This window comes from Nocardioides sp. GCM10023255, assembly GCF_042653125.1.
In the GTDB taxonomy this organism is placed as follows: Bacteria; Actinomycetota; Actinomycetes; order Propionibacteriales; family Nocardioidaceae; genus Nocardioides.
Window position 1 is genome coordinate 146,873 of sequence record NZ_JBHSHU010000009.1, and the last position, 23,679, is coordinate 170,551.

Below are 23,679 nucleotides of genomic sequence, written 5' to 3' on the forward strand. Positions count from 1 at the left end.
ACGATGCGGCCGTGAGCGACTTCCGGACCGGGTGGCAGTCCTGGCGCGACGCCCGTGAGCAGCGGCTGCGCGACCCGCAGGGCTGGCTCGCGATCACCGCGATCCACTGGCTGACCGCGACGCCGCAGCGCTTCGACGACGTGCCCGGCGCGTGGTCCGCCGACGAGCGGGGCGCGACGGTCACCCTCCGGCAGGGGGAGTGCCTCACCGCGGGCGACTCCGCCCTCACCCACGGCACCCACCTGCTCGGCCCGCTGGACGAGGTCGGGCTGACGGTGGCGTACGGCGACGCCGTCGCCCAGGTGGCCGGCCGCGACGGGCGCACGATCGTCCGGCCCCGCCACCCCTGCTCCCCGAACCTGCGCGCCTACCACGGCACCCCCTGCTACCCGCCCGACCCCGCGTGGGTCCGCGCGGCCCGCTTCGAGCCGTACGCCGTGCCCGACGGCGACGCCGTGGGCGAGGTGGTCCTCGAGCACGACGACGCGGAGCACCGGCTGGTCGCGTGGGGCGAGGTCGACGGCTCCCTCTGGATCCTCTTCCGCGACGCCACCTCGGGCGTCACGACGTACCCCGCCAACCGCCAGCTCCTGACCGCGCCCCCGGCTCCCGACGGCGCGGTGGACCTCGACTTCAACCGGGCGACGAACATGCCGTGCGCCTACACCGACTTCGCCACCTGTCCGCTCCCACCGGCCGCCAACACGCTGCCGTTCGCGGTCGAGGCGGGCGAGCAGGTGCCCGACCTGGGGCCGTAGCCGGAGGAGCCCGGGGTCAGTCCTCCAGGCGCCGCAGGGGCACGTCGAGCCGCGCTGCGAGGTCGTCGTGGGACATCCCGAACGTCTCGAGCACCGTCACGCCGGCGGAGCCGACCCGGAAGGTGGCGACGTCGGTGTAGACCCGGTCCACGCAGCCGAGGCCCGTGAGCGGGTAGGTGCAGTCGGGGACCAGCTTGGGCGAGCCGTCCTTGGCGAAGAGCGTCATCATCACCAGCACCTGCTTGGCGCCGATGGCGAGGTCCATCGCGCCGCCGACGGCGGGGATCGCGTCCGGCGCACCGGTGTGCCAGTTGGCGAGGTCGCCGGCCGCCGAGACCTGGAACGCGCCGAGCACGCACACGTCGAGGTGGCCGCCGCGCATCATCGCGAAGGAGTCGGCGTGGTGGAAGTACGACGCCCCCGGCAGCTCGGTCACCGGGATCTTGCCGGCGTTGGTGAGGTCGGGGTCGACCTCGTCACCGACCGCGGCGCGGCCCATGTTGAGCATGCCGTTCTCGGTGTGCAGGACCACCCCGGAGTCGGCGGGGAGGTAGTCGGCGACCTTGGTGGGCTGGCCGATGCCGAGGTTCACGAACGAGCCGGGCGCGATGTCGCGGGCGACGATCTCGGCCATCTCGTCGCGGCTCAGCAGGCCGCGGTCGGTGTGCTCGACGGTGCGGTCGCGGGTGTCGGTGCCGGTGGTCACGAGGCCTCCTGCTGGCGGGCGGCGCCGACGGCCACGACGCGGTCGACGTAGATGCTGGGCGTGACGACGGCCTCGGGGTCCAGGGCCCCGGTGTCCACGACGCTCGCGACCTGGACGACGGTCGTGGTCGCGGCGGTCGCCATGACCGGCCCGAAGTTGCGGGCGGTCTTGCGGTAGACGAGGTTGCCCATCCGGTCCGAGACGTGGGCGCCGACAAGGGCGACGTCACCCTTGATGGGGTACTCCAGGACGTAGGTGCGTCCGTCGATCTCGCGCACCTCCTTGCCCTCGGCGAGGGGCGTACCGACGCCGGTCGGGCAGAAGAAGGCGCCGATCCCGGCCCCGGCCGCGCGCATCCGCTCGGCCAGGTTGCCCTGCGGCACCACCTCGAGCTCGATCTTGCCGGCCCGGTAGAGACCGTCGAACACCCAGGAGTCGGACTGGCGCGGGAACGAGCAGACTATCTTGCGCACCCGACCGGCGGCGAGCAGCGCGGCCAGGCCGGTGTCGCCGTTGCCGGCGTTGTTGGAGACCACGGTCAGGTCGGTGGCTCCCTGCCGGATCAGGGCGTCGATCAGGTCGACCGGCATGCCGGCCATCCCGAACCCGCCCACCAGCACGGTCGAGCCGTTGGCCACGTCGGCCACGGCCTCGTCGGCGCTCTCGCAGATCAGCGTCATCGGGTCTCGCCCGCGTTCTCGAGCACGACCGCGAGCGCCTGGCCCACGCCGATGCAGATCGCGGCGACGCCCCAGCGCTCGCCGGACTCGCGGAGCCGGTGCGCGAGGGTGCCGAGGATCCGGCCGCCGGACGCGCCGAGGGGGTGGCCGATCGCGATCGCCCCGCCCTTGGTGTTCACGATGTCGGGGTCGACCTTCCAGGCGTCCACGCACGCCAGCGACTGCACCGCGAAGGCCTCGTTGAGCTCGATCGCGCCCACGTCGGACCAGCCGATGCCGGCCCGGCGCAGCGCCTGCTCGGCGGCCTCGACCGGCGCGAACCCGAAGGCCTGCGGCTCCAGCGCGTGCACCCCGCGGCCCGCGACCCGGGCGAGCGGGTCCAGGCCGATCCGGGCCGCCGCCTCCTCGGAGCCCAGCAGCAGCGCGGAGGCGCCGTCGTTGAGCGGGGAGGCGTTGCCGGCGGTGATGGTGCCGTCGGGGCGGAAGGAGGGCTTGAGGCCGGCGAGCTTCTCGGCGCTGCTGCCGGGTCGGATGCCCTCGTCCCGGCTCAGCTCGATGCCGTCGACGGCGACCACCAGGTCGTCGTAGAAGCCGGCGGTCCAGGCGGCGTCGGCCAGGTTGTGGGACCGCGCCGCGAACTCGTCCTGCCGCTCCCGCGAGATCGAGAAGCGCTCCTGCAGCTGCTCGTTGGCCTCACCCAGGGAGACCGTCCACTCCTTCGGCATCCTGTCGTTGACCAGCCGCCAGCCCAGCGTCGTCGACACGGCGGTGACGTTGCCGGCCGGGAACGCCCGCGACGGCTTCGGGAGCACCCACGGTGCGCGGGTCATCGACTCGACACCGCCGGCGACCACCACGTCGGCGTCGCCGGTCTCGACGACCCGGGAGGCCATCATCGCCGCGTCGAGGGAGGAGCCGCAGAGGCGGTTGACCGTGGTGGCCGACACCGACACCGGTAGCCCGGCGAGCAGGACGGCCATCCGGCCCACGTTGCGGTTGTCCTCTCCGGCGCCGTTGGCGTTGCCCCACACGACGTCGCCGATCACCGCGGGGTCGAGGTCGGGGGCCTTGGCCAGGACCCCGGAGAGCGCGGTCGCGGCGAGGTCGTCGGGGCGGACCTCCGCGAGGGCCCCGTTGAACCGGGCGAATGGGGTGCGGGCGGCGGCGTACACGAAGGACGAGCTCACCGTGGTTCCTCCATATGTTCGTGATGCGAACGCTTGTGCGCTGTACGAACACATCATGCCACGGTCCGGCTGCCCACGGAACCCCTCAGAGCCGGTCGAGCACCTTCGCCATCGCCGCACCGAGGGCCTCGACCTCGGCCGGGGTGAGCGCGTCGAGGAACAGCCCGCGCACCGTCCGCACGTGACCCGGGGCCGCCGCCTCGATGGCCTCGCGACCCGCCGGCGTCAGCACCACGAAGGCGCCACGACCGTCGTCGTCGCAGTCCTCCCGGGCGACCAGTCCGCGGCGCTCCATGCGGGTGACGTGGTGGGAGAGCCGGCTGCGCTCCCAGCCGAGCGCGGCCGCGAGCCCCGAGACACGCACCCGCCCCTCATCGGACTCGGTCAGCTGGACCAGCACGTCGAAGTCCTGCAGCGACAGGTCGGAGTCACGCTGCAGCTGGCGGTTCAGCGCGGCGGGCAGGCGCGAGCCGAGCGCCAGCCAGGCCCGCCAGACCTGCTGCTCCCGGACGTCGAGCCACGGGGTGTCGTCGGTCGCCATGCGACCAGCCTAGCGGGAATGATTGACATGTCACGCATGTTCGGCCATCGTGTAGGTGACACGTCACCGGCACGGCCCCCCGCACCGGACCCGAGGAGAGACCATGGCCACCATCGAGCTGGACCCGACCGTCGACGTACGCCGCGCGGCTGACCGCTTCGCGAGCAACTTCGGGTGGCTGGACTCCAAGCACTCCTTCTCGTTCGGCCACCACCACGACCCGCGGAACACCCACCACGGCCTGCTGCTGGTCAACAACGACGACGTCGTCGACCCCGGCACCGGCTTCGAGACCCACCCGCACCGGGACATGGAGATCGTCACCTGGGTGCTGCAGGGCTCGCTGGTCCACCAGGACTCCACCGGCCACAACGGCGTGATCTACCCCGGCCTGGCGCAGCGGATGAGCGCCGGCACCGGCATCCTGCACTCGGAGAAGAACGACTCCTGGCGCCTCTCGGGCGAGGAGCACCGCGACCCGGTGCACTTCGTGCAGATGTGGGTGGTCCCCGACGAGCAGGGCATCACGCCCGGCTACGAGCAGCTCGAGATCGACGGCGCGCTGCTCTCCGGCGGGCTGGTCCCGGTCGCCTCCGGCATGGACAAGCACGACGGCGAGGCCGCCATCCGCATCCGGAACCGGTACGCCGCGCTGCACGCCGCGCGCCTGCAGCCCGGCCAGTCCGTGGAGCTGCCCGAGGCGCCGTTCCTGCACCTGTTCGTGCCGCGCGGGTCGGTGGCGCTCGAGGGCGCGGGTGCCCTGGCGACCGGCGACGCGGTCCGGTTCACCGCCACAGGCGGCCAGCGCGTGACGGCGACCGAGGCGGCCGAGATCCTGGTGTGGGAGATGCACGCCACGATCGCCGCCTGACACCTGACACCTGTCACCATCGAGGCGAGGAGCGAGGAGAGGGACATGACCGACCACGAGCGGGACCTGACGGCGATCGAGGCCGAGCGCGAGCGGATCCGCGCGGCGTACCTCCGACCCAGCGGCGAGCGGCCCGCGTCGACCGCGCGCGGGCTGCACCACACCGCGCTGATCAGCAGCGACGTGGAGCGGACCGTGCGGTTCTACCAGGACGTGCTCGGCTTCCCGCTGACCGAGCTGATCGAGAACCGCGACTACGCCGGCTCCTCGCACTTCTTCTTCGACATCGGCAACAGCAACCTGCTGGCGTTCTTCGACTTCCCCGGCCTCGACGTGGGGCCGTACGCCGAGGTGCTCGGCGGGCTGCACCACATGGCGATCTCGGTCGACCCGGAGCGCTGGCAGGAGCTGGTGCGCCGGCTCGAGGAGGCGGGGGTCGAGCACGAGGTCCACAGCGGGGTCTCGGTCTACTTCCGCGACCCCGACGGCGCACGCATCGAGCTGATCGCCGACCCGCTCGGGGAGATGTACGGCAACCAGGTGCTCTGAGGGCTGGCGCCCCAGGCCGGACGTCATACGAGGTGGTTGCCGGGGCGACAAGCTCTTATGACCTTCCGCGGGAGGTCATACGAAGCCGCTTCCCTGGCCACCGGAGCGTATGACGTCCGATGTCGCCCGGGGCCGAGGGCGCGCTAGCCCCGCAGCCCGGCCGAGGCCAGGTCGGCGCTGATCGCGGCGGCGGCGACGACCACGGCGTCGACGTACTCCTGCGGCAGCTCGGGCCGGGCCTGCGCGGAGGTGGAGACGTTGATCGCGGCGACGACCCGGCCGTCCGCGTCGCGCAACGGTGCTGCGACCGACCGCAGCCCGGCCTCCAGCTCCTGGTCGACCAGCGCCCAGCCCTGCTCGCGCACCCGGTCGATCTCGGCGCGCAGCGAGGCGGCGTCGTGCAGGGTCCGGGAGGTGAGCGCGGCGAGGTCGGCGTGCGCGAGGTGGTCGTCGAGCCCGGAGGCGGGCAGGCCGGCGAGGAGGACGCGGCCCATCGAGGTGGCGTACGCCGGGAAGCGGGTCCCGACCGTGATCCCGACCGTCATGATCCGCCGGGTCGCGACGCGCGCGACGTAGACGATGTCGTCGCCGTCGAGCACCGCGGCCGAGGTCGACTCCCCCAGCCGGGCCGACAGCTGCTCGAGGTGCGGCTGGACGAGCTGGGGCAGGCCGAGGCCGGAGAGGTACGCCGTGCCGAGCCGGAGCACCTGCGGGGTGAGCGCGAACTGCTTGCCGTCGAAGCGGACGTAGCCGAGCTCCACCAGGGTGTGCAGGAACCGTCGCGCCGTCGCCCGGCTCAGCCCGGTCCGGCCCGCGATGTCGCTCAGCGTCATCGCCGGGTGGTCGGCGTCGAACGCGGTGATCACCGAGAGCCCGCGCGCCAGCGACTGGACGAACTGGTCGCCGGGCGCTGGGCTGGGGTCGGTCATGCGCGTGAGCATAGGGGCGCAGGACTCCCCGGCTGGCCGGTGACTCCTGTGGTTGTCAGCCGTTGCACCGGCCGACAACCACAGGACTTGCCTGACAACCCCCGCCGACCACGGCTACAGCTCCCCCATCTCGTCGAGCACCCGCTGCGCGATCCGGAACGCCGTGTTCGCGTCCGGCACGCCGCAGTAGATCGCGGACTGCAGCAGGCACTCCTTGATCTCCTCGACGGTGAGCCCGTTGGTGCGCGCGGCGCGCACGTGCATCGCGAGCTCCTCGTGGTGCCCGCGCGCGACCAGCGCGGTGAGCGTGATCAGCGAGCGGCTGCGACGGTCGAGCCCGGGCCGGGTCCAGATCGAGCCCCAGGCGTACTGCGTGATCAGCTCCTGGAAGTCGCGGGTGAAGTCGGTGGTCGCCGCGCTCGCCCGGTCCACGTGCGCGTCGCCGAGCACCGCGCGACGCACCACCATCCCGGCGTCGCGCACCTCCTGGACGGTGCGGTCATCGAGCGGGTCGGGCTCACCGAGGAAGAACCGGCGGAGCAGCCCGGCCACCGCCGCGGGCGCCTCGGCGGGAGCCAGGTGCGCCACCCCGTCGAGCACGACCAGCTCCCCGTCCTTCACGCCGGACGCGATCTCACGGAGGCCGTCGACGGGCGTGACGCCGTCCTCGGCCCCGGCCACGGCCAGCACCGGTGCCGCGATCTCGGCCAGCCGGTCGCGCACGTCGAACGCCGCGAGCGCGCCGCACACCGCGACGTACCCCTCGTCGACGACGTCGGCCAGCGCGTGCAGCAGCGCCGACCCGCGCGCGGGCTCGCGCTCCAGGAAGCCGGTGCCGAACCAGCGCTCGGCCGACCCCGACACCATCACCGGCGTGCCGGACATGCTGACCTGGGCCATCCGCCCCGACCACATCTCCTCCGAGCCGATCCTCGCCCCGGTGCACAGCAGCACCGCGGCGTCGACCCGACCGGGCGCGTCGACCAGCAGCTGCAGGCCGACCGCGCCGCCGACCGAGTCACCCGCGTAGAAGAACGAGGAGTCACCCCGCGCGGCGAGGACGTCGTCCACGACGTGCAGCACGCCCGCGGCCAGCTCGGCCATCGTGAAGGGCTCCTCCGGCACCGACCGGTTGTGGCCGTGCCCGGGCAGGTCCCACGCGAGGACGTCGAAGGCGTCGGTGAGCCCGGCCGCCGCGCAGTCGGTCCACAGCGTCGAGGCGGTGGTGCCGAGCGACGGTCCGAGCACCAGCAGCGGAAGCTCGGCTCGGTGGCGGGCGCCGGACAGGCGTACGGCGGTGATGGCGGGGGTCACGCGTTCTCCTCGGAGTCGGGTCGGTCGGTCACGGGCTCGGCCAGCACTCCCGCCGCACGGGCCAGCGGCGCCTCGAGGAACGCCGCGGTCGCGCCGAGGTACTCCTCCTGCGCGACCGAACCCGTCAGCGCGGCCATCCCGCGCTGCTCGGCGCGCAGGTCGTCGCGGGCCGCCAGGACGGTCGCGAGCATCCGCTCGGGGTGGACCTGCAGGCCGTCGAGCAGGTCGCTGGCCTGCTCGGCCGCGACGACGGTGCGCCGCAGCAGCGTGCGCAGCGTCGCCCACTCGGTGTGCCAGGCGCCGGCCGAGCGCTCGTCGACCGACTCGGCGGCGGCGAGGTGGAGGGTGGCGCCGAGCTGGGGCGCGGCCAGGGCCGCGCGCCGGACCAGGGTCGAGAGGACCGGGTTCGACTTGTGGGGCATCGTCGAGGACCCCCCACCGGACCCCTCGGAGAGCTCGCCGACCTCGGGGCGGCCCAGGACCAGCACGTCGTTGGCGATCCGCCCCCAGGCGTCGGTGCACCGCACCGCGGCGTCGCCGAGCCGGGTGACCGTGGCCCGCGAGGTGTGCCAGGGGGTCGACGGCGCGAGTCCCAGCCGGGTGGCCAGCTCGAGGCCCAGGCCGGCGACCGTCCCGACCGGGTCGCTGAGGTCGCCCGCGAGCTCGACGGTGGCGGCCATGGTGCCCGCCGCCCCGCCGAGCTGGACCGGCAGGACGAGTGCGGCCACGTCGTCGTAGGCGTCGAGGACGCCGGTCAACCACTGCGCAGCCTTCAGGCCGAAGGTCGTGGGCACGGCGTGCTGGGTCAGGGTGCGGGCGGCCATCGGCGTGGACCGGTGCGCCTCGACGAGCGCGGACAGCCGGGCCACCTGGTGGCGCAGCGCGGCGAGGGTGCGGTCGACGGCCTCCCGGGCGCACATCATCAGCGCGGTGTCGACGACGTCCTGGCTGGTCAGGCCGCGGTGCAGCCAGCGGGCGGCCTCGGGGTTGCGGTCGCGCAGGCCGTCGCGCAGCAGGGCGACCAGCGCCATCGCCGGGTTGCCACCCGCCTCCGACTCGTGGGCCAGCCACTCGTCGTGGGCGGGCCACACCAGCCCGAGCAGGTCCTCCTTGGCCGCGGCGGCCGGCGCGACACCGGTGCCGACGAGGACGTCCAGCCAGGCCTCCTCGACGGCCACCATGGCCGCGAGGAGCTCCGCGTCCGAGAACAGGTCGCCCGCGCGCTCGTCGCCGGGCCAGAAGAGGTCCGTCATGTCCTCAGTGTCGCGGATGGGTGAGGAAGACCGTCTCGTCCTCGCCCTGGAGCCGGATGTCGAACACGAACCCGTGCTCGTCCGTCCCGGCCACGAGCGTGCCCCGGCGGGCGGGGTCGAGCGAGGTCAGCAGCGGGTCAGCCGCGAGCGCGGCCTCCCCCTCGGGGGTGTCGCCGGGCAGGTAGGCACGGGTCTGCAGCCGGTTGAGCAGGCCGCGCGCGAACACGGTCACCGCGAAGTACGCCGCCCGCCCCGGCGCGGTCGGCCCCGGACGCAGCGTAGAGAACGAGTAGCGGCCGGTGTTGTCGGTGCCGCAGCGACCCCAGCCGGTGAACGTGAAGCCGTCGCGGTGCAGCGACCCCGGCTCGCGCACGATCCGCCCGGACGGGTCGGCCTGCCACAGCTCGAGCAGCGCGTCCGGCACCGGCTGGCCGGCCCCGTCGAGGACCCGGCCGTGCAGCCGGACCGCCTCGGGCAGGCTGGGCGGGGCCAGCGTCGAGTCGCCGTCGTACGGCAGCGCGTAGCCGTAGAAGGGGCCGACCGTCTGGCCGGGCGTGGGCGCGAGGTCGCCGGGGACCCTGCCGGTGCTGGCGGTGCTCACTGCTCGGTCTCCTCTTCCATGGGGGTGCGGTGGTTGCCGGTCAGGACGATGTCCCAGCGGTAGCCGGTGCACCACTCGTGCTGCGTCACGTCGTGGTCGTACGCCGCGACCAGCCGGCCTCGGGCGGCGGGGTCGACGATCGCCTGGTAGATCGGGTCGAGCGCGAAGAGGGGGTCGCCCGGGAAGTACATCTGGGTGACCATCCGCTGGGTGAACTCGGTGCCGAACAGCGAGAAGTGGATGTGCGCCGGCCGCCACGCGTTGCGGTGGTTCTTCCACGGGTAGGGGCCGGGCCTGATCGTCGTGAACGAGTAGCTGCCGTCCGCGTCGGTCAGGCAGCGGCCCACCCCGGTGAAGTTCGGGTCGATCGCCGCCGGGTGCTGGTCGCGCTTGTGGATGTAGCGCCCCCCGGCGTTGGCCTGCCAGATCTCGACGAGCTGGTGGCGCACCGGGCGACCGTCGCCGTCGAGCACCCGACCGGTCACGACCATCCGCTCGCCCACGGGCTCGCCGCGGTGCTGGATGGTCAGGTCGGCCTCGAGCGGGTCGACGTCCTGGTGCCCGAAGACCGGCGACCACAGCTCGATCCCCTCGGGATCGGCGTGGTGCAGGTCCTTGGTCGGGTGGCGCAGCACGCTGGAGCGGTACGGCGGGTAGTCCAGCCGCGGCTGGGTCTCCTCACCACCCGGCACGAGGTCGCGCTCGTAGGCCTTGGCGATCTGCTGGATCTCCTCGCTCACCTCGGCCTGCGTCGAGGCGGCCGCGTCGGAGGACGCTCGGTTGTCGGTCACGTCACAGAAGGTACGGCGGCCGCACGGATGCCGACGAGACGCCATTTCCGCCCAGTGGAACACTGGGGAGATGGCCGGCAACTCCTCGACCCCGGGCACCAGCGTCACCTCGCGGGCGCTGGCGCTGCTCGGCGCCTTCGACGAGCAGCACCGCCGGCTGACCCTGACCGAGCTGGCCGAGCGCGCCGGCCTGCCGGTCGCGACCGCGCACCGGCTGGTCGGCGAGCTGGTCGGCTGGGGCGCGCTGGCCCGCACCCCCACCGGGGAGTACGTCGTGGGCCGCCGGCTGTGGGACATCGGGCTGCTCGCGCCGGTGCAGACCGGGCTGCGACAGCTCGCCTCGCCGTACCTCCACGACCTGTACGCCGCGACGCTCGCCACCGTCCACCTCGCGGTGCGGGACGGGGTCGAGGTGCTCTACCTCGACCGGCTGGCCGGGCGCGCCTCGGTGCCGGTGGTGAGCACGATCGGCTCGCGGCTGCCGATGCACTCCACGGGTGTCGGCAAGGTGCTGCTCGCGCACGCCCCGCCCGAGGTGCAGGCCGAGGCGCTGACCCGACTGGTCCGGGTCACGCCGTACACCGTGACCCAGCCGGGGCTGCTGCGCCGTCAGCTGGCCCGGGTGGTGCGCGACGGCTACGCGACCACGGTCGAGGAGATGAGCCTCGGCGCGTGCTCCGTGGCGGTGCCGGTGCGGCGCGACCGCGACGTCGTGGCGGCGCTCGGACTGGTGGTGCCCGGCCTGAAGAAGGACCGACCGCGGCTGGTCGCGGCGCTCCAGGTGGCCGCGCAGAGCATCGGCCGCCAGCTCACGTCGGGGCAGCCGCCGGTCGGGCCCTGACCCGACCGTCAGCGGTCCGGCAGCAGGCCCTCGCGGACCGCGATCGAGAGCGCCTCCAGCTTGGAGTGCGCGCCGAGCTTGGCGGAGAGGTTGGCGATGTGGTTGCGCACGGTGTGGACGCTCACGACCAGCCGCTCGGCGATCGCCGCGTTGGTCAGCCCGTCGGCGACCAGCGCGAGCACCTCGCGCTCGCGCTCGGTCAGCTCCTCGTGGCGGGGCCGGCCGCCGCGCTGGATGCGGGGCAGCAGCCGCGCCAGCATCTCCGGCGAGATCACCGCCTCCCCGGTCGCCGCGGCGCGGACGGCCGAGGTCACCTCGGCCAGGCTGCGGGTCTTGGACAGGAAGCCCGACGCCCCCGCCTCGATGGCGGACACGAGCACGTGGTCGGCCGCGCTCGCGGTCAGCACCACGACGCTCATGCTCGGCCGCAGCTGCCGCAGCTCGTCGATCGCGTCGACGCCGTCGCCGTCGGGCAGCCGGTGGTCGAGCAGCACCACGTCGGGCGCCGCCGTGCGGATCAGGCTCCGGGCCCGTTCCAGCGTGGGAGCGACGCCCACGCTGACCAGGTCCGGCTCCTGGTCGAGCACCGACGCCAGGCTGGTCGCGAGCACGTCGTGGTCGTCGACGACGAGCACCCGGATGGGGTGGTGGACCGTCTGCTGGAGGTCGGCCTGGACGGTCATCGCCGCCTCCGGCACCGCGTCATGAGTACGTTCACGAGCTCCCCCGGCGTCCCGGCGGCCGCTGCTTCGACCGCGTCGTAGTACCAACGTACTAGACGAGGTGGTGCCTGCACGGCGTCTCGCGCGACCGGTTCCGGGCGCAGGATGGGAGGACCCGTGAGGAAGGAGGCGCCCGGATGCCCGCGATCCGCGTGCTCGTCGCCGACGACGACGCCGACTTCCGCGGTGCCCTCGCGGAGGTGCTCGAGGCGGACCGCCGCTTCAGCGTGGTGGGCAAGGCCGCCTGCGGCGACGAGGCGATCGCGCTCGCCCGCGAGCTCCGCCCCGACGTCGTGCTGCTCGACGTCCGGATGCCCGGCGGGGGCCCCGAGGCCGCCCGCAGCCTCACGACCGGCGGGGCGCCGTACCCCACCGTGGTCGCGGTGTCGGCGCAGACCGGGGCGAGCGGCGTCGTCGACATGCTGCGCGCCGGCGCCGTGGGATACCTCGCGAAGGGGCGGCTCGGCGCCCAGCTGCCCGATCTGGTGGCACGCGCGGCCGGCGGCGAGGTCGTGCTCGCGGTCCCCGGCGCGGTCGAGGCGCTGCGGCAGATGCTCCAGCCCATGTCGCAGCCCGCACCCGTGGCCTGACCCGAGTGCCCTTCCGCCCAGCGGAAGACGTCGCTGGCGGCGCACGACGTGACCGGATTCACTCGCCTCCATGAGCTCCCCTGCCAACGGCGACCTGCGCACGCGGGTCGCGATCATCGGTGCCGGCCCCGCCGGCCTGCTCCTGGCCCACCTGCTCGCCGGCGACGGCGTCGAGTCCGTCGTGGTCGAATCGCGCTCGCAGGAGTACGTCGCCGGCCGCATCCGTGCGGGCATCCTCGAGCAGTCGACGGTGGACCTGCTGCGCTCGGCGGGCCTCGCCGACCGGCTGGCCCGGGAGGGGCAGGAGCACCGTGGCATCTACCTCCAGTGGCCGCACGAGCGGCACCACCTCGACTTCGTCGACCTGACCGGTCGCTCCGTCTTCGTCTACGGCCAGACCGAAGTGCAGAAGGACCTCGTCGCCGCGCGCACGGCCGCCGGCCAGGAGGTGCACTACGAGGTCTCCGACACCGCGCTGCACGACCTCGACACCGACCTCCCGTCGGTGACGTTCACCGACGTCGAGGGCCGACCCCGCCGGATCACCGCCGACGTGGTGGTCGGGTGCGACGGGTCGTTCGGCCCGAGCCGGGCCTCGGTCCCGGACGGCGTACGGCGGACCTGGGAGAAGACCTACCCGTACTCCTGGCTCGGGATCCTCGCCGACGTGGCCCCGTCCACCGACGAGCTCATCTACGCCTGGCACCCCGACGGGTTCGCGATGCACTCGATGCGGTCCTCGACGGTCTCGCGGCTCTACCTCCAGGTGCCGAACGGCACCGACGCCCAGGGCTGGTCCGACGACCGGATCTGGGAGGCCCTCGCCACCCGGCTCGGGCACGGCCAGGACGGGTGGGAGCTCACGTCCGGGCCGGTGACCGAGAAGAGCGTCCTGCCGATGCGGTCCTACGTGCAGACGCCGATGCGGCACGGGCGGCTCTTCCTGGCCGGCGACGCCGCCCACATCGTGCCGCCGACCGGCGCCAAGGGCCTCAACCTCGCGGTCGCCGACGTCGGCCTGCTCGCGCCGGCGCTCGTGGACCTGCTCGTCAAGGGCGACCCGCGCCGGGCCGAGGAGTACTCCGACACCGCGCTGCGGCGGGTCTGGCGGTGCACCCACTTCTCCTGGTGGATGACCACGATGCTGCACACCAGCGGCGACCCGTTCGACGAGCAGCTGCAGCTCTCGCAGCTGCGGTGGGTCACCTCCAGCGAGGCCGGGGCGACCGGCCTGGCGGAGAACTACGCGGGGCTGCCGATCGGGTTCTGACCGGGCGGAGGCCGCTCGGCCGTGGGCCGGTCAGGCGTTGGCGGGCTCCTGGTCGTGGAAGCGGCGGTAGCTGTAGACGATCATGCCGATCGCGAACAGCCCCGAGGCGACCTGGGTGACCCCGGTGCCCCAGCCGCCCACGAGCCACCACTGCTCGTCGATCGGCCACCAGGACGGGGCCGGCGGGTGCCAGATCCACACGACGCCAGCGACGATGATCGCCACGGCGATCAGGGTCGAGAACGCGATCCTGGGCCAAGTCTCGACGCTCTCCTCGGCCGCCTTGAGCGCCTTCTTCTTCACCGGCTCGACGCGCTTCTCGGCCCAGTCGTACTGCTGGGAGAGCAGGACGAGCCCGGCAAAGATCCCGAGCAGACCGGGGCCGGGCAGCACCAGCGCGGCGATGCCCGCGACGACCAGCACCCAGCCGACGGTTTCCAGCACGACCCGACGGGCGGCACTCTTCATGGGAGCAGCCTGACAGATGGGTGGTCGCCCGGCGAGCCCTTTGCGGGGCGGAGGGCCCGGCCCGGCGGTTTCCGCTGACGGGGGCTCGCGGAACGACGCCGGGCCGGGCGTCTCTCAGCCGGCAGGTCCGCGACGTGCGGTGCAGGGGGTCACTGCACGTCCCGGTGCCGTCCGGCACGCCCTCATTCTCGACACCGTCTCGCCGCTGCACCTGCGTCGAGGGAGGGGTCTGGACTGGCACCGAGGTACTACACGCAGATGGCCCGGCCTGTGGCCCCGCCGGTGGCCCGCCGGCAGCGTCGGGCTGGCCCGCCTGTGGCATCCTTCGGCCATGACCGAGCCGGCGAGCGGGGTGTCGGGCGAGACCGGCGACACGGGCGGACCCCGGCGCGGCCGCCCCGGCCACGACCAGGAGACGGTGCTGCGGCGTGCCGTCGAGCTGTTCAACCGGCGCGGGTACGACGGCACCAGCATGGGCGACCTGGCCCGCGAGCTGGGGCTCACCAAGTCGGCGATCTACCACCACGTGCCCAGCAAGTCCCACCTGCTCGAGCAGGCCCTCGACGAGGCGCTGGACGGGCTGACCGCGGTCATCGCCGCCGCCGAGGAGAACGACTCCGCCAGCGCCTACGAGCGGCTGCGCCAGGTGGTGCGGCAGAGCGTCGAGGTGCTCGTCGCACACCAGCCGGCGGTCACCCTGCTGCTGCGGGTGCGCGGCAACAGCGACGTCGAGCTGGCCGCGCTGCGTCGTCGCCGCGAGATCGACGCCCGCCTGGCCGCGCTGGTGCGGGCCGCGATCGACGAGGGGTCGCTGCGCGACGACGTGGCCCCCGACCTGGTCAGCCGGCTGCTGTTCGGCATGGTGAACTCGCTGGTCGAGTGGTACCGCCCCGGCGGCCCGGTCGACGCCGAGTCCGTCTCCGCCGCCATCGCCACGATCGCGTTCGACGGGCTGCACGCGGACTGAGGCCTGCTGCAGGAATCACCGGCTGGCCGGCAAAACTGGCGCTTGTCGACCATTGTTTCGGCCGACAAGCACAGGAGTCACCGGCCAGCCGGTGACTCCTGCAGGCGCCTCAGGCCCCGATCGAGCGCCCCAGCGACCGGCTCCGGCCGCGGAACTCCGCGACCACGGTGCCGTCGCCGCGGCGCACGGTGACGTCGTACAGCCCCGAGCGGCCGCGCAGGGCGCGCTCCTCGGCGGTGGCCTCGAGCACGTCGCCGAGCCGCCCGGACTCGAGGAACGTCACGTCGAAGCCAGCGGCCACGGTGACCTGGCCGCGCGAGTTGCAGGCGACCGCGAAGGCGCTGTCGGCGAGCGAGGCGATCAGCCCGCCGTGGCAGACGTCCCAGCCGTTGACCATGTCCTCGCGCACGGTCATCGTCACGACCGCGCGCCCGGGCGCCGCCGAGGCCAGCTCCATGCCCAGCCCCCGGGACGCGGCGTCGTTGTCCCACATCACCTTCGCGCTGTGCTCCGCGAGCTGCTGGGCGGCGGCCGCGTCGTCGCTCACCACGTGTAGAAACCCTCGCCGGTCTTGCGCCCGAGCTTGCCGGCGGCGACCAGGTCGCGCAGCAGCTGCGGCGGCTCGAAGCGGGGCCCGAGCTCGCGGGCGAGGTGCTCGGCGATCGCGAGGCGTACGTCGAGCCCGACCAGGTCGGTGGTGCGCAGCGGACCCACCGGGTGGCGGTAGCCGAGCGTCATCGCGGTGTCGATGTCGGCGGCCGACGCGACCCCCTCCTCGAGCATCCGCATCGCCTCCAGGGCGATCGCGACGCCGAGCCGGCTGCTGGCGAAGCCCGGCGAGTCGGTGACGGTGATGGCGGTCTTGCCGAGGTCGGCGACCCAGCCCTGGGCCCGGGTGACGAGCTCGGCGCCGGTCTTCGAGCCGACCACGATCTCGACCAGGTCGCTGGCCGGCACCGGGTTGAAGAAGTGCAGCCCCACGAAGCGCTCGGGGTCGGCCAGCCCGGCCGCGAGGTCGGAGACCGACAGCGAGCTGGTGTTGGTGGCGAGCACGGCGTCGGGCGCGGTCGCCTCGACGGTCGCGAGCACCCGCGCCTTGAGTGCCGGGTCCTCCGGCACGGCCTCCACGACCAGGCCGGCGTCGGCCAGGTCGGCCGCGGCCGTGGTCACCGAGAGCCGCTCGAGGTGCTCGGCGAGCGGGCCGTCGAGCTTCCCGCGCTCCTCGGCCCGGGTGAGGCTCGCGGCCACCCGGTCGCGGGCCGCGTCGGCGGCCGCGTCGTCGTTCTCGACCACGGTCACGACGCAGCCGGCGGTCAGGAACGCGTGCGCGATCCCGGCGCCCATCCGTCCGCCGCCGTAGACGCCCACGACCTCGGGCAGGCTGGTGCTCATCACTTCTCCTTCGACTTCTTGCGCTCCAGGAACGCCGTCATCCGCTGCTGCTTTTCCTCGGTCTCGAAGAGCACGGCCTGGGCCACGTCGTCGATGAGCGGGTGCGCCTCGCGGGGCGCGTGGAAGACGGACTTGGTGAGGCGTACGGCGAGCGGCGCCTGCCGGGTGATCCGATCGGCCAGCCGGTGCCCGGCCGTGAGCAGCTCGTCGGGCTCGACCACCTCGGTGAGCAGGTGCACGCCCAGCGCCTCGGCCGCGTCGAGGACCCGGCCGGCGAGCAGGATCTCCTTGGCGACCGGCTCGCCCACCAGCTCGGCGAGCCGCCAGGACGCGCCGGCCGCGGCCAGGATCCCCAGCCCGGGCTCGGGATTGCCGATCCTCGTGCGCGTGGTGCCGATCCGGAAGTCGCAGGCGTAGGCGAGCTCGGCCCCGCCCCCGAGGGCGTGGCCGTCGAGCAGGCCGATCACGGGCATCGGGAGCCGGCGTACCCGGTCGAAGATCGTCGAGTTGATGCCGCGCAGGGCGTCGTCGCGGCGGCGCTCGCGCAGCTGGGCGATGTCGGCGCCGGCCGCGAACGTGCCGCCCTCGCCGACCAGCAGCGCCACCCGGGGCCGCTCCTCGAGCAGCGCGCAGGCCTCGTGCAGCTCGGCGACCATCTGCCGGTCGATGGCGTTGCGGACCTCGGGGCGGTTCAGCCGCAGGACCACGCGGTCCTCGGCCTCCTCGACGACGACGGCGCGGCTCATGGGTCTCCTCGGGTACGACGGGGGGCGGGGTGGTCGGTCGGGCGACGGGAGGGGTCAGGCGTCGAAGTCGACGGTCACGCAGTCGCTGACCGGGTAGCTCTGGCAGGTCAGCACGAACCCGGCCTCCACCTCGGCCTCCTCGAGCGCGTAGTTGCGGCGCATGTCTACCTCGCCGTCGCGCACCAGCGCCCGGCAGGTGCCGCAGACGCCGCCCTTGCAGGCGAACGGCAGGTCGGATCGGGCCGCCTGCGCGGCGTCGAGGATCGTCTGGTCGCGCGGCATCGGGGAGGTCGCGGACAGCCCGTCGAGGACGACGGTCACGTCGCTGGTCTCGCCGCTGACGACCGGCCCGGCCCGGTGCAGCTCCGGCGGCGGCTCGTCGACGTAGAACAGCTCGAAGTGCACGCGCTCGGCGGGCACGCCCAGCTCCTCGAGGACGGCCCGCGCGTCGTTGATCATCGCGAAGGGGCCGCACAGCCAGACGTGGTCCATCGACCCGACCGGGACGAGGACCGAGAGCAGGCGGCGCAGCCGGTCGGCGTCGAGCCGGCCGGAGAACAGCTCGACCTCCCGCGGCTCGCGGGAGAGGACGTGCACCATCGAGAACCGCGGCCCGTAGCGGTTCTTGAGGTCGCCGAGCTCCTCGGCGAACATCACCGAGCCGCTGGTGCGGTTGCCGTAGAGCAGCGTCACCTCGGCGTCGGGGTGGCCCAGGACGGTGCTCGCGATCGAGAGCATCGGCGTGATGCCCGAGCCGGCGGCGATGCACAGGTGCCGCCCGCCGGTGGCCGGGTCGGCGCGGAAGCTGCCGGCGGGGGTCTGCACCTCGATCTCCGTGCCGGGCGTCACCTCGTGGACCAGCCAGCGGGAGAAGAGCCCGTCGGGGATCTCGCGCACGCCGATCCGCGGCCGGGCGCCTGCCGGGGCGCAGATGGAGTAGGAGCGCCGGTGCTCCTGCCCGTCGATGGTGCGGCGCAGGGTCAGCGACTGGCCGGCCTCGAAGGCGAACGCCTCGGCCAGCTCCTCGGGCACCTCGAACGTGACGGCGACCGCGTCGTCGGTCAGCCGCTCCACCGCGGCGACGGTGAGGGTGTGGAAGGCGGCGGTGCGGCTGTTCGCCCGCTCCACGGTCGGGGAGACGGTCATCAGATCTCCTTCACGTGCTCGAACGGCTCGAGGCAGTCCGTGCACCGGTAGAGCGCCTTGCAGGCGGTCGGGCCGAACTCCGAGGTCAGCTCGACGGCGTCGGACCCGCACCGCGGGCAGCCGACCGCGCGGCGGGTGGGGAGCAGGTTGAGCGCGACCGGGCCGTCTGACCGCGGGGCCGGCCCGGGCGCGGACAGCCCGGCCTCGGTCAGCGCCCGGCGGCCGCGCTCGGTGATCCAGTCGCTGGACCACGCCGGTGAGAGCTCGACCTTGACCCGGACCTCGTCGAACCCGGCGTCGGTGAGCCGGTGCACCAGGTCGTCGCGCATGGTGGCCATGGCGGGGCAGCCGGAGTACGTCGGCGTGATCGCCACGACGACCTCGCCCCCGCCGGTGACGTCGACGCCGCGCAGCACGCCGAGGTCCTCGAGCGTGAGCATCGGCATCTCGGGGTCGGTGACGGTGGAGGCGACGGCGTGCGCGCGCTCGCGCAGCGCCGTCCGGTCCACCGTGGCCACCGGCATCACCACTGCCCCCTCGGGTGGGCGCGGGCGACCACCTGCATCTCGGCGAGCAGCCGGCTGAGCGCCTCGGTGTGCAGGCCGTCGCGGCCGGCGCGGCCCGAGACCCCGGCGAGCGGGGCCTTCTCGGGGCGGGCGACCCCGCTCATCGCGAAGACCTGCTCCAGCACGACGTCGACCTCGTCGGCGACGGTGGAGGGGTCCACCCCGACCCCGGCCGCGGCGACCGCCGCCTCGACCGGGTGCGCGGTGAGCAGCTCGGCGTACAGCGGCCAGACCTGCTCGAGCGCGGCCAGCAGCCGGCGCCGCGACTCGTCGGTGCCCTGGGCGAGGGTGAGGAACCAGCGGCCGGCGTAGTCGCGGTGGTAGGCCAGCTCCTTGACGCCCTTCGCCGCCACGGCGGCGAGCACCGTGTCGCGGCTGGTGACGAGGCGCTCGAGGACGGCGAGCCGGGCCGCGGAGAGCAGCAGCAGCCGCACGGTCGTGTGCGCGAAGTCGCCGTTCGGGATCTCGGCCAGCCGCACGTTGCGGAACTCCTCGGCGTCACGGAAGAACGCCAGCGCGTCCTCCGGCGGGACCGGGGAGCCCTCGGGCAGGGAGGGCACGACGGACGGGTCGGCCGCCGCGGCGCGCGCGAGCAGCAGCCGGGCCTGGCCGAGGAGGTCGAGCGCGACGTTGGCCAGCGCGATGTCCTCCTCGAGGTCGGGGGCGTTGCTGCACCACTCCGAGAGCCGGTGGGAGGCGATCAGCGCGTCGTCGGCGAGCATCAGGCAGTACGCCGCGAGCGCGGGCCCGTCGACGCCGTCCGGGATCGTGGTGTCGACGCCGGCCAGCGGGTCCTCGAAGTCGGTGCCGAAGGCCCACTGCGAGGAGTCGCTGCCCAGCAGGCCGTCGAAGATGCTGCCGTGGGCGTCGTTCGGGTCCGGCGCGGGGTGCGAGGGCGCGTGCGCAGGGTCGTGGGTGTCAGTCATCTGAGTCCTTGGTGGTCGAGCCTGTCGAGACTCACATGTGGGGGACGTTGTCGGGGATCGAGTAGAACGTCGGGTGCCGGTAGACCTTGTCGCCGCTCGGCGCGAACATCGGGTCCTTCTCGTCCGGGCTGGACGCGGTGATCGCGTCCGAGCGGACCACCCAGATGCTCACGCCCTCGTTGCGGCGGGTGTAGACGTCGCGGGCGTGCCGGACGGCCATCTCGTCGTCGGCGGCGTGCAGCGACCCGACGTGCACGTGGTTGAGGCCGCGCTTGCCGCGCACGAACACCTCGTAGAGCGGCCACTCGGCGCTCGACCGGCCGTGGTCCTCCGTGGAGGTCGGCACGCCGGACAGGGGCACGGCGCCGTGGCCGCCCTCGGCGGTGAAGTCCTTCTCGGTCATCGGTTCGTCTCCTGCTGCTCGTCGCGGGCCGCGGCCGTCCTGGCGGCGAACGCGGTGGCGGCCTCCCGGACCCAGGCGCCGTCCTCGTGGGCCTTGCGGCGGTGGGCGATGCGCTGGGCGTTGCAGGGCCCGTTGCCCTTCACGACCTGCATGAACTCGTCCCAGTCGGGCTGGCCGAAGTCGTGCGCCTGGCGCTCCTCGTTCCACACCAGCTCGGGGTCCGGCAGCGTGACGCCGAGCGCCTCGGCCTGCGGCACGGTCATGTCCACGAAGCGCTGGCGCAGGTCGTCGTTGGTGTTGCGCTTGATGCCCCACGCCATCGACTGGGCGGTGTTGGGCGACTCGGCGTCCGGCGGTCCGAACATCATCAGCGCCGGCCACCAGAAGCGGTTGACCGACTCCTGGACCATTTCGCGCTGCTCGTCGGTGCCGCGCATCATCGTCATCAGGAGCTCGTAGCCCTGCCGCTGGTGGAAGGACTCCTCCTTGCAGATGCGGATCATCGCGCGCCCGTAGGGGCCGAAGGAGGTGCGGCACAGCGGCACCTGGTTGCAGATCGCGGCGCCGTCGACCAGCCAGCCGATGGTGCCGACGTCGGCGTACGACAGCGTCGGGTAGTTGAAGATCGAGGAGTACTTCTGGCGGCCCTCGATGAGCATCTCGGTGAGCTCGGCGCGGGAGGTGCCGAGGGTCTCGCAGGCGGAGTAGAGGTAGAGCCCGTGGCCCGCCTCGTCCTGGACCTTGGCGAGCAGGATCGCCTTGCGGCGCAACGACGGCGCGCGGGTGATCCAGTTGCCCTCGGGCTGCATGCCGATGATCTCGGAGTGGGCGTGCTGGGCGATCTGGCGCACCAGCGTCTTGCGGTAGCCCTCCGGCATCCAGTCGCGCGGCTCGATCCGGTCGTTGCGCGCGATGGTCGCGTCGAAGCCGGCCTGCAGCTCCGGCTCGTCGTACGTCGTCGTCATGGCGTCTCCGGTGGACTCGCGTCGAGTATTTACTGACCGAACGGTCTGTAATACTGTGGCACGGCCGACCACCGCCGCGCAAGGGAGAGACCGCCGATGAGTGCACTGCTGGAGAGCTACGCCGCCGGACGGTGGTTCCGCGCCGACGACGAGGGGGCGCCGCTGCTCGACGCCGCTACCGGCGAGGAGGTCGCCCGGATCTCCAGCAAGGGGCTCGACCTCGGGGAGATGACGGCGTACGCCCGTCGCGTCGGCGGGCCCGCGATCCGCGAGCTGACCTTCCACCAGCGCGCGGCGCTGCTCAAGGAGGTCGCCGCCCACCTGAACGAGGACAAGGACGAGCTCTACGCGCTGTCCTACCGCACCGGCGCGACCAAGCGGGACTCCTTCGTCGACATCGACGGCGGCATCGGCACCATGTTCTCGGTCTCGAGCAAGGGCCGGCGGGAGCTGCCCAACGACACCGTCGTCCTCGACGGCGGGCTCGAGCTGCTCGGCCGCGGCGGCACGTTCGTCGGCCAGCACGTCTACACCTCGCGCCCCGGCGTCGCGGTGCAGATCAACGCCTTCAACTTCCCCGTCTGGGGCATGCTCGAGAAGCTCGCCCCGGCGTTCCTCGCCGGGCTGCCGAGCATCGTCAAGCCCGCCAGCCAGACGGCGTACCTCACCGAGCGGGTCGTCCGCCGGATCATCGAGTCCGGCATCCTGCCCGAGGGCTCGCTGCAGCTGCTCGCCGGCAGCGCCGGCACCCTCCTCGACGAGCTGCAGGTGCAGGACTCGGTGGCGTTCACCGGCTCCGCGCACACCGCCGGGATGCTGCGTACCCACACCAACGTCCTGCACGGCGGCGTGCAGCTCGGCGTCGAGGCCGACTCGCTGAACTGCTCGGTCCTCGGCCCCGACGTGACCACCGACGACCCGGAGTTCGACCTCTTCGTCAAGGGCGTCGTCACCGAGATGACCGTCAAGGCCGGCCAGAAGTGCACCGCGATCCGCCGGGTGATCGTGCCCGACGCGATCGCCGGGGACGTGGTCGAGGCGATCTCCGCGCGGCTCGCGACGACCACCGTCGGCAACCCGGCCGACGAGACCGTCCGGATGGGCGCGCTGGCCAGCCTCGAGCAGCGCGAGGAGGTGCGCAAGGCGATCCAGGCGCTGCGCAGCTCCGCCGAGATCGTGTACGGCGACCCCGACCGCGTGGACGTGGTCGACGCCGACGCCGAGCGCGGTGCCTTCCTGTCCCCGGTCCTGCTACGTGCCCAGAAGGGCGCCGTCGAGCCGCACGACGTCGAGCCGTTCGGACCGGTGAGCACGGTCCTGTCCTACTCCTCGCTGGACGAGGCGATCGAGCTCGCGGCCCGCGGCAAGGGCAGCCTCGTCGGCTCGGTGGTCACCCACGACCGCGACGTGGCCCGCTCGGTCGTCCTCGGGCTCGCGCCGTGGCACGGCCGGATCCTGGTCCTCGACCGCGACGACGCCAAGGAGTCCACCGGCCACGGCTCCCCGCTGCCCGTGCTCGTGCACGGCGGCCCCGGCCGGGCCGGCGGCGGCGAGGAGCTCGGCGGCATCCGCGGGGTGCTCCACCACATGCAGCGCACTGCGCTCCAGGGCTCGCCCGACATGCTCACCGCGATCACCGGTCGCTGGACCACCGGTTCGGAGCGCCGCGTCGAGGACGTGCACCCCTTCCGCAAGAGCCTGGCCGAGCTGCGGATCGGCGACACGATCGCCTCCGCGCCGCGCACCGTGACGCTGGCCGACATCGAGCACTTCGCGGAGTTCACCGGCGACACGTTCTACGCCCACACCGACCGCGAGGCGGCGGAGAGGAACCCGCTCTTCGGCGGCATCGTCGCCCACGGCTACCTGGTCGTCTCACTGGCGGCCGGCCTGTTCGTCGACCCCGACCCGGGCCCGGTGCTGGCCAACTTCGGCGTCGACAACCTGCGCTTCCTGACGCCCGTGAAGGCCGACGACACGATCGCGGTCACGCTGACGGTCAAGCAGATCACGCCGCGCACCAACGCGGAGTACGGCGAGGTCCGCTGGGACGCGGTCGTCACCAACGCCGAGGGCGAGGTCGCCGCGACCTACGACGTGCTCACGCTGGTGGCCAAGACCTGGCCGCGGGAGGGCTGACCCCGTGCACCGCATCACGATCCAGTACGCCGCGCCCGCGGACGCCGCCGGCTTCGACGCGCACTACCGCGACGTGCACGTGCCGCTCGCCTCGACGCTGCCCGGGCTGCGCCGGTTCGCGCTGAGCCACCCCCGGGCGCTCGGCCGCGGCGACGCGCCGTACCTCGTGGCCGAGCTGTGGTTCGCCGACGCCGACGCCCTCAAGGCGGCCCTGAGGTCGCCCGAGATGGCCGCCACCGGCGCCGACGCCGAGCAGATGCGCGAGACCTTCGGCGTCCCGGCGGTGACGATGTTCACCGGCGCCGTCGAGGAGTCCGTGGCCTGACCGTCGCCCCCGCGGACGTCGGACGAACCGGTC

28 protein-coding genes and 1 pseudogene are annotated in these 23,679 nt (G+C 73.5%); 9 read left to right on the forward strand and 20 right to left on the reverse strand.

The annotated features are described in order from the left end of the window. Positions 1–11: 11 nt before the first annotated feature. Positions 12–758, forward strand: coding sequence for a DUF1684 domain-containing protein (locus ACFO9I_RS14470; protein WP_379182019.1), 747 nt, complete (start codon positions 12–14; stop codon positions 756–758). A gap of 16 nt (positions 759–774) precedes the next feature. On the opposite strand, the gene ACFO9I_RS14475 is transcribed toward ACFO9I_RS14470, so the two are convergent. The 4 genes from ACFO9I_RS14475 to ACFO9I_RS14490 all read right to left on the reverse strand — a co-directional run bounded on the left by ACFO9I_RS14475 (position 775) and on the right by ACFO9I_RS14490 (position 3,872). Continuing rightward, complete coding sequence (locus ACFO9I_RS14475) at positions 775–1,392, reverse strand: 3-oxoacid CoA-transferase subunit B (protein ID WP_379182785.1); 618 nt, start codon at positions 1,390–1,392, stop codon at positions 775–777. 68 nt (positions 1,393–1,460) lie between these two features. Further along, positions 1,461–2,144: a 3-oxoacid CoA-transferase subunit A gene (locus ACFO9I_RS14480; RefSeq protein WP_379182021.1), complete on the reverse strand. Its 684-nt coding sequence runs from the start codon at positions 2,142–2,144 to the stop codon at positions 1,461–1,463. Then, entirely contained in the window at positions 2,141–3,331 is a 1,191-nt protein-coding gene (locus ACFO9I_RS14485) for a thiolase family protein (protein WP_379182023.1), read from the reverse strand. The genes ACFO9I_RS14480 and ACFO9I_RS14485 overlap by 4 nt, the downstream gene beginning before the upstream one ends. 85 nt (positions 3,332–3,416) lie before the next feature. Then, positions 3,417–3,872: a MarR family winged helix-turn-helix transcriptional regulator gene (locus ACFO9I_RS14490; RefSeq protein ID WP_379182025.1), complete on the reverse strand. Its 456-nt coding sequence runs from the start codon at positions 3,870–3,872 to the stop codon at positions 3,417–3,419. Positions 3,873–3,975: 103 nt separating this feature from the next. Here ACFO9I_RS14490 and ACFO9I_RS14495 point away from each other — a divergent pair, with 103 nt between their 5' ends. Together ACFO9I_RS14495 and ACFO9I_RS14500 are read left to right on the forward strand one after the other, a co-directional pair. Beyond that, on the forward strand, positions 3,976–4,743 hold the full coding sequence (locus tag ACFO9I_RS14495; RefSeq protein ID WP_379182027.1) for a pirin family protein: 768 nt from the start codon (positions 3,976–3,978) through the stop codon (positions 4,741–4,743). A 45-nt stretch (positions 4,744–4,788) separates the two neighbouring features. After that, positions 4,789–5,292: a VOC family protein gene (locus ACFO9I_RS14500; RefSeq protein WP_379182029.1), complete on the forward strand. Its 504-nt coding sequence runs from the start codon at positions 4,789–4,791 to the stop codon at positions 5,290–5,292. A gap of 143 nt (positions 5,293–5,435) precedes the next feature. On the opposite strand, the gene ACFO9I_RS14505 is transcribed toward ACFO9I_RS14500, so the two are convergent. From ACFO9I_RS14505 to pcaH, 6 genes and pseudogenes are all read right to left on the reverse strand, one after another. Beyond that, the gene (locus ACFO9I_RS14505) at positions 5,436–6,221 is read right to left on the reverse strand and encodes an IclR family transcriptional regulator domain-containing protein (RefSeq protein ID WP_379182031.1); all 786 of its coding nucleotides are present in this window, start codon (positions 6,219–6,221) and stop codon (positions 5,436–5,438) included. A gap of 114 nt (positions 6,222–6,335) precedes the next feature. Further along, the gene (gene pcaC / locus ACFO9I_RS14510; protein WP_379182786.1) at positions 6,336–6,704 is read right to left on the reverse strand and encodes a 4-carboxymuconolactone decarboxylase; all 369 of its coding nucleotides are present in this window, start codon (positions 6,702–6,704) and stop codon (positions 6,336–6,338) included. Positions 6,705–6,809: 105 nt separating this feature from the next. Then, positions 6,810–7,535 (reverse strand): annotated as a pseudogene (locus tag ACFO9I_RS14515) (alpha/beta fold hydrolase); the annotation flags it as partial. After that, positions 7,532–8,788: a lyase family protein gene (locus ACFO9I_RS14520; RefSeq protein WP_379182033.1), complete on the reverse strand. Its 1,257-nt coding sequence runs from the start codon at positions 8,786–8,788 to the stop codon at positions 7,532–7,534. The gene ACFO9I_RS14520 and the pseudogene ACFO9I_RS14515, both read right to left, overlap by 4 nt. 4 nt (positions 8,789–8,792) lie before the next feature. Beyond that, a complete protein-coding gene (pcaG, locus tag ACFO9I_RS14525) occupies positions 8,793–9,389 on the reverse strand; it encodes a protocatechuate 3,4-dioxygenase subunit alpha (protein ID WP_379182035.1) in 597 nt (198 codons plus the stop codon). Beyond that, positions 9,386–10,180: a protocatechuate 3,4-dioxygenase subunit beta gene (gene pcaH / locus ACFO9I_RS14530; RefSeq protein ID WP_379182037.1), complete on the reverse strand. Its 795-nt coding sequence runs from the start codon at positions 10,178–10,180 to the stop codon at positions 9,386–9,388. The genes pcaG and pcaH overlap by 4 nt, the downstream gene beginning before the upstream one ends. A 70-nt stretch (positions 10,181–10,250) precedes the next feature. Here pcaH and ACFO9I_RS14535 point away from each other — a divergent pair, with 70 nt between their 5' ends. Then, entirely contained in the window at positions 10,251–11,021 is a 771-nt protein-coding gene (locus ACFO9I_RS14535; protein WP_379182039.1) for an IclR family transcriptional regulator, read from the forward strand. Positions 11,022–11,029: 8 nt separating this feature from the next. Here the strand turns inward: ACFO9I_RS14535 and ACFO9I_RS14540 are convergent, their stop codons facing one another. Continuing rightward, positions 11,030–11,704, reverse strand: coding sequence for a response regulator (locus tag ACFO9I_RS14540; protein WP_379182041.1), 675 nt, complete (start codon positions 11,702–11,704; stop codon positions 11,030–11,032). 176 nt (positions 11,705–11,880) lie between these two features. Here ACFO9I_RS14540 and ACFO9I_RS14545 point away from each other — a divergent pair, with 176 nt between their 5' ends. Both ACFO9I_RS14545 and ACFO9I_RS14550 read left to right on the forward strand, forming a co-directional pair. Next, positions 11,881–12,333 carry a response regulator gene (locus ACFO9I_RS14545; RefSeq protein ID WP_379182043.1) on the forward strand — a complete coding sequence of 151 codons (453 nt, stop codon included), beginning with the start codon at positions 11,881–11,883 and terminating at the stop codon, positions 12,331–12,333. Positions 12,334–12,403: 70 nt separating this feature from the next. Beyond that, positions 12,404–13,603 (forward strand): 4-hydroxybenzoate 3-monooxygenase, encoded by a 1,200-nt coding sequence (locus tag ACFO9I_RS14550; RefSeq protein ID WP_379182045.1) that lies wholly within the window; start codon positions 12,404–12,406, stop codon positions 13,601–13,603. Between the two features lie 30 nt (positions 13,604–13,633). On the opposite strand, the gene ACFO9I_RS14555 is transcribed toward ACFO9I_RS14550, so the two are convergent. After that, entirely contained in the window at positions 13,634–14,071 is a 438-nt protein-coding gene (locus ACFO9I_RS14555; RefSeq protein WP_379182047.1) for a PGPGW domain-containing protein, read from the reverse strand. Positions 14,072–14,402: 331 nt separating this feature from the next. Between ACFO9I_RS14555 and ACFO9I_RS14560 the strand changes: the two genes are divergently transcribed. Beyond that, on the forward strand, positions 14,403–15,038 hold the full coding sequence (locus ACFO9I_RS14560; protein ID WP_379182049.1) for a TetR/AcrR family transcriptional regulator: 636 nt from the start codon (positions 14,403–14,405) through the stop codon (positions 15,036–15,038). 109 nt (positions 15,039–15,147) lie between these two features. On the opposite strand, the gene paaI is transcribed toward ACFO9I_RS14560, so the two are convergent. From paaI to paaA, 8 genes are read right to left on the reverse strand one after another with little or no spacing between them, the layout of a single operon-like run. Beyond that, on the reverse strand, positions 15,148–15,585 hold the full coding sequence (paaI, locus tag ACFO9I_RS14565) for a hydroxyphenylacetyl-CoA thioesterase PaaI (protein WP_379182051.1): 438 nt from the start codon (positions 15,583–15,585) through the stop codon (positions 15,148–15,150). Beyond that, positions 15,582–16,430 (reverse strand): 3-hydroxyacyl-CoA dehydrogenase family protein, encoded by an 849-nt coding sequence (locus ACFO9I_RS14570; RefSeq protein ID WP_379182053.1) that lies wholly within the window; start codon positions 16,428–16,430, stop codon positions 15,582–15,584. The genes paaI and ACFO9I_RS14570 overlap by 4 nt, the downstream gene beginning before the upstream one ends. Next, positions 16,430–17,176, reverse strand: coding sequence for an enoyl-CoA hydratase/isomerase family protein (locus ACFO9I_RS14575; protein WP_379182055.1), 747 nt, complete (start codon positions 17,174–17,176; stop codon positions 16,430–16,432). The genes ACFO9I_RS14570 and ACFO9I_RS14575 overlap by 1 nt, the downstream gene beginning before the upstream one ends. Before the next feature lie 54 nt (positions 17,177–17,230). Continuing rightward, positions 17,231–18,322: a 1,2-phenylacetyl-CoA epoxidase subunit PaaE gene (gene paaE, locus ACFO9I_RS14580; protein WP_379182057.1), complete on the reverse strand. Its 1,092-nt coding sequence runs from the start codon at positions 18,320–18,322 to the stop codon at positions 17,231–17,233. Next, entirely contained in the window at positions 18,322–18,846 is a 525-nt protein-coding gene (paaD, locus tag ACFO9I_RS14585) for a 1,2-phenylacetyl-CoA epoxidase subunit PaaD (RefSeq protein WP_379182059.1), read from the reverse strand. The genes paaE and paaD overlap by 1 nt, the downstream gene beginning before the upstream one ends. Next, entirely contained in the window at positions 18,846–19,814 is a 969-nt protein-coding gene (gene paaC, locus ACFO9I_RS14590) for a 1,2-phenylacetyl-CoA epoxidase subunit PaaC (RefSeq protein WP_379182061.1), read from the reverse strand. Before paaC ends, paaD begins: the two co-directional genes overlap by 1 nt. 31 nt (positions 19,815–19,845) lie before the next feature. Beyond that, a complete protein-coding gene (gene paaB / locus ACFO9I_RS14595) occupies positions 19,846–20,160 on the reverse strand; it encodes a 1,2-phenylacetyl-CoA epoxidase subunit PaaB (RefSeq protein ID WP_379182787.1) in 315 nt (104 codons plus the stop codon). Positions 20,161–20,213: 53 nt separating this feature from the next. Continuing rightward, entirely contained in the window at positions 20,214–21,182 is a 969-nt protein-coding gene (paaA, locus tag ACFO9I_RS14600; protein ID WP_379182063.1) for a 1,2-phenylacetyl-CoA epoxidase subunit PaaA, read from the reverse strand. Between the two features lie 96 nt (positions 21,183–21,278). Between paaA and paaZ the strand changes: the two genes are divergently transcribed. Further along, the gene (paaZ, locus tag ACFO9I_RS14605) at positions 21,279–23,321 is read left to right on the forward strand and encodes a phenylacetic acid degradation bifunctional protein PaaZ (protein WP_379182065.1); all 2,043 of its coding nucleotides are present in this window, start codon (positions 21,279–21,281) and stop codon (positions 23,319–23,321) included. A gap of 4 nt (positions 23,322–23,325) precedes the next feature. After that, positions 23,326–23,646 (forward strand): EthD family reductase, encoded by a 321-nt coding sequence (locus ACFO9I_RS14610; protein ID WP_379182067.1) that lies wholly within the window; start codon positions 23,326–23,328, stop codon positions 23,644–23,646. Positions 23,647–23,679 lie beyond the last annotated feature (33 nt).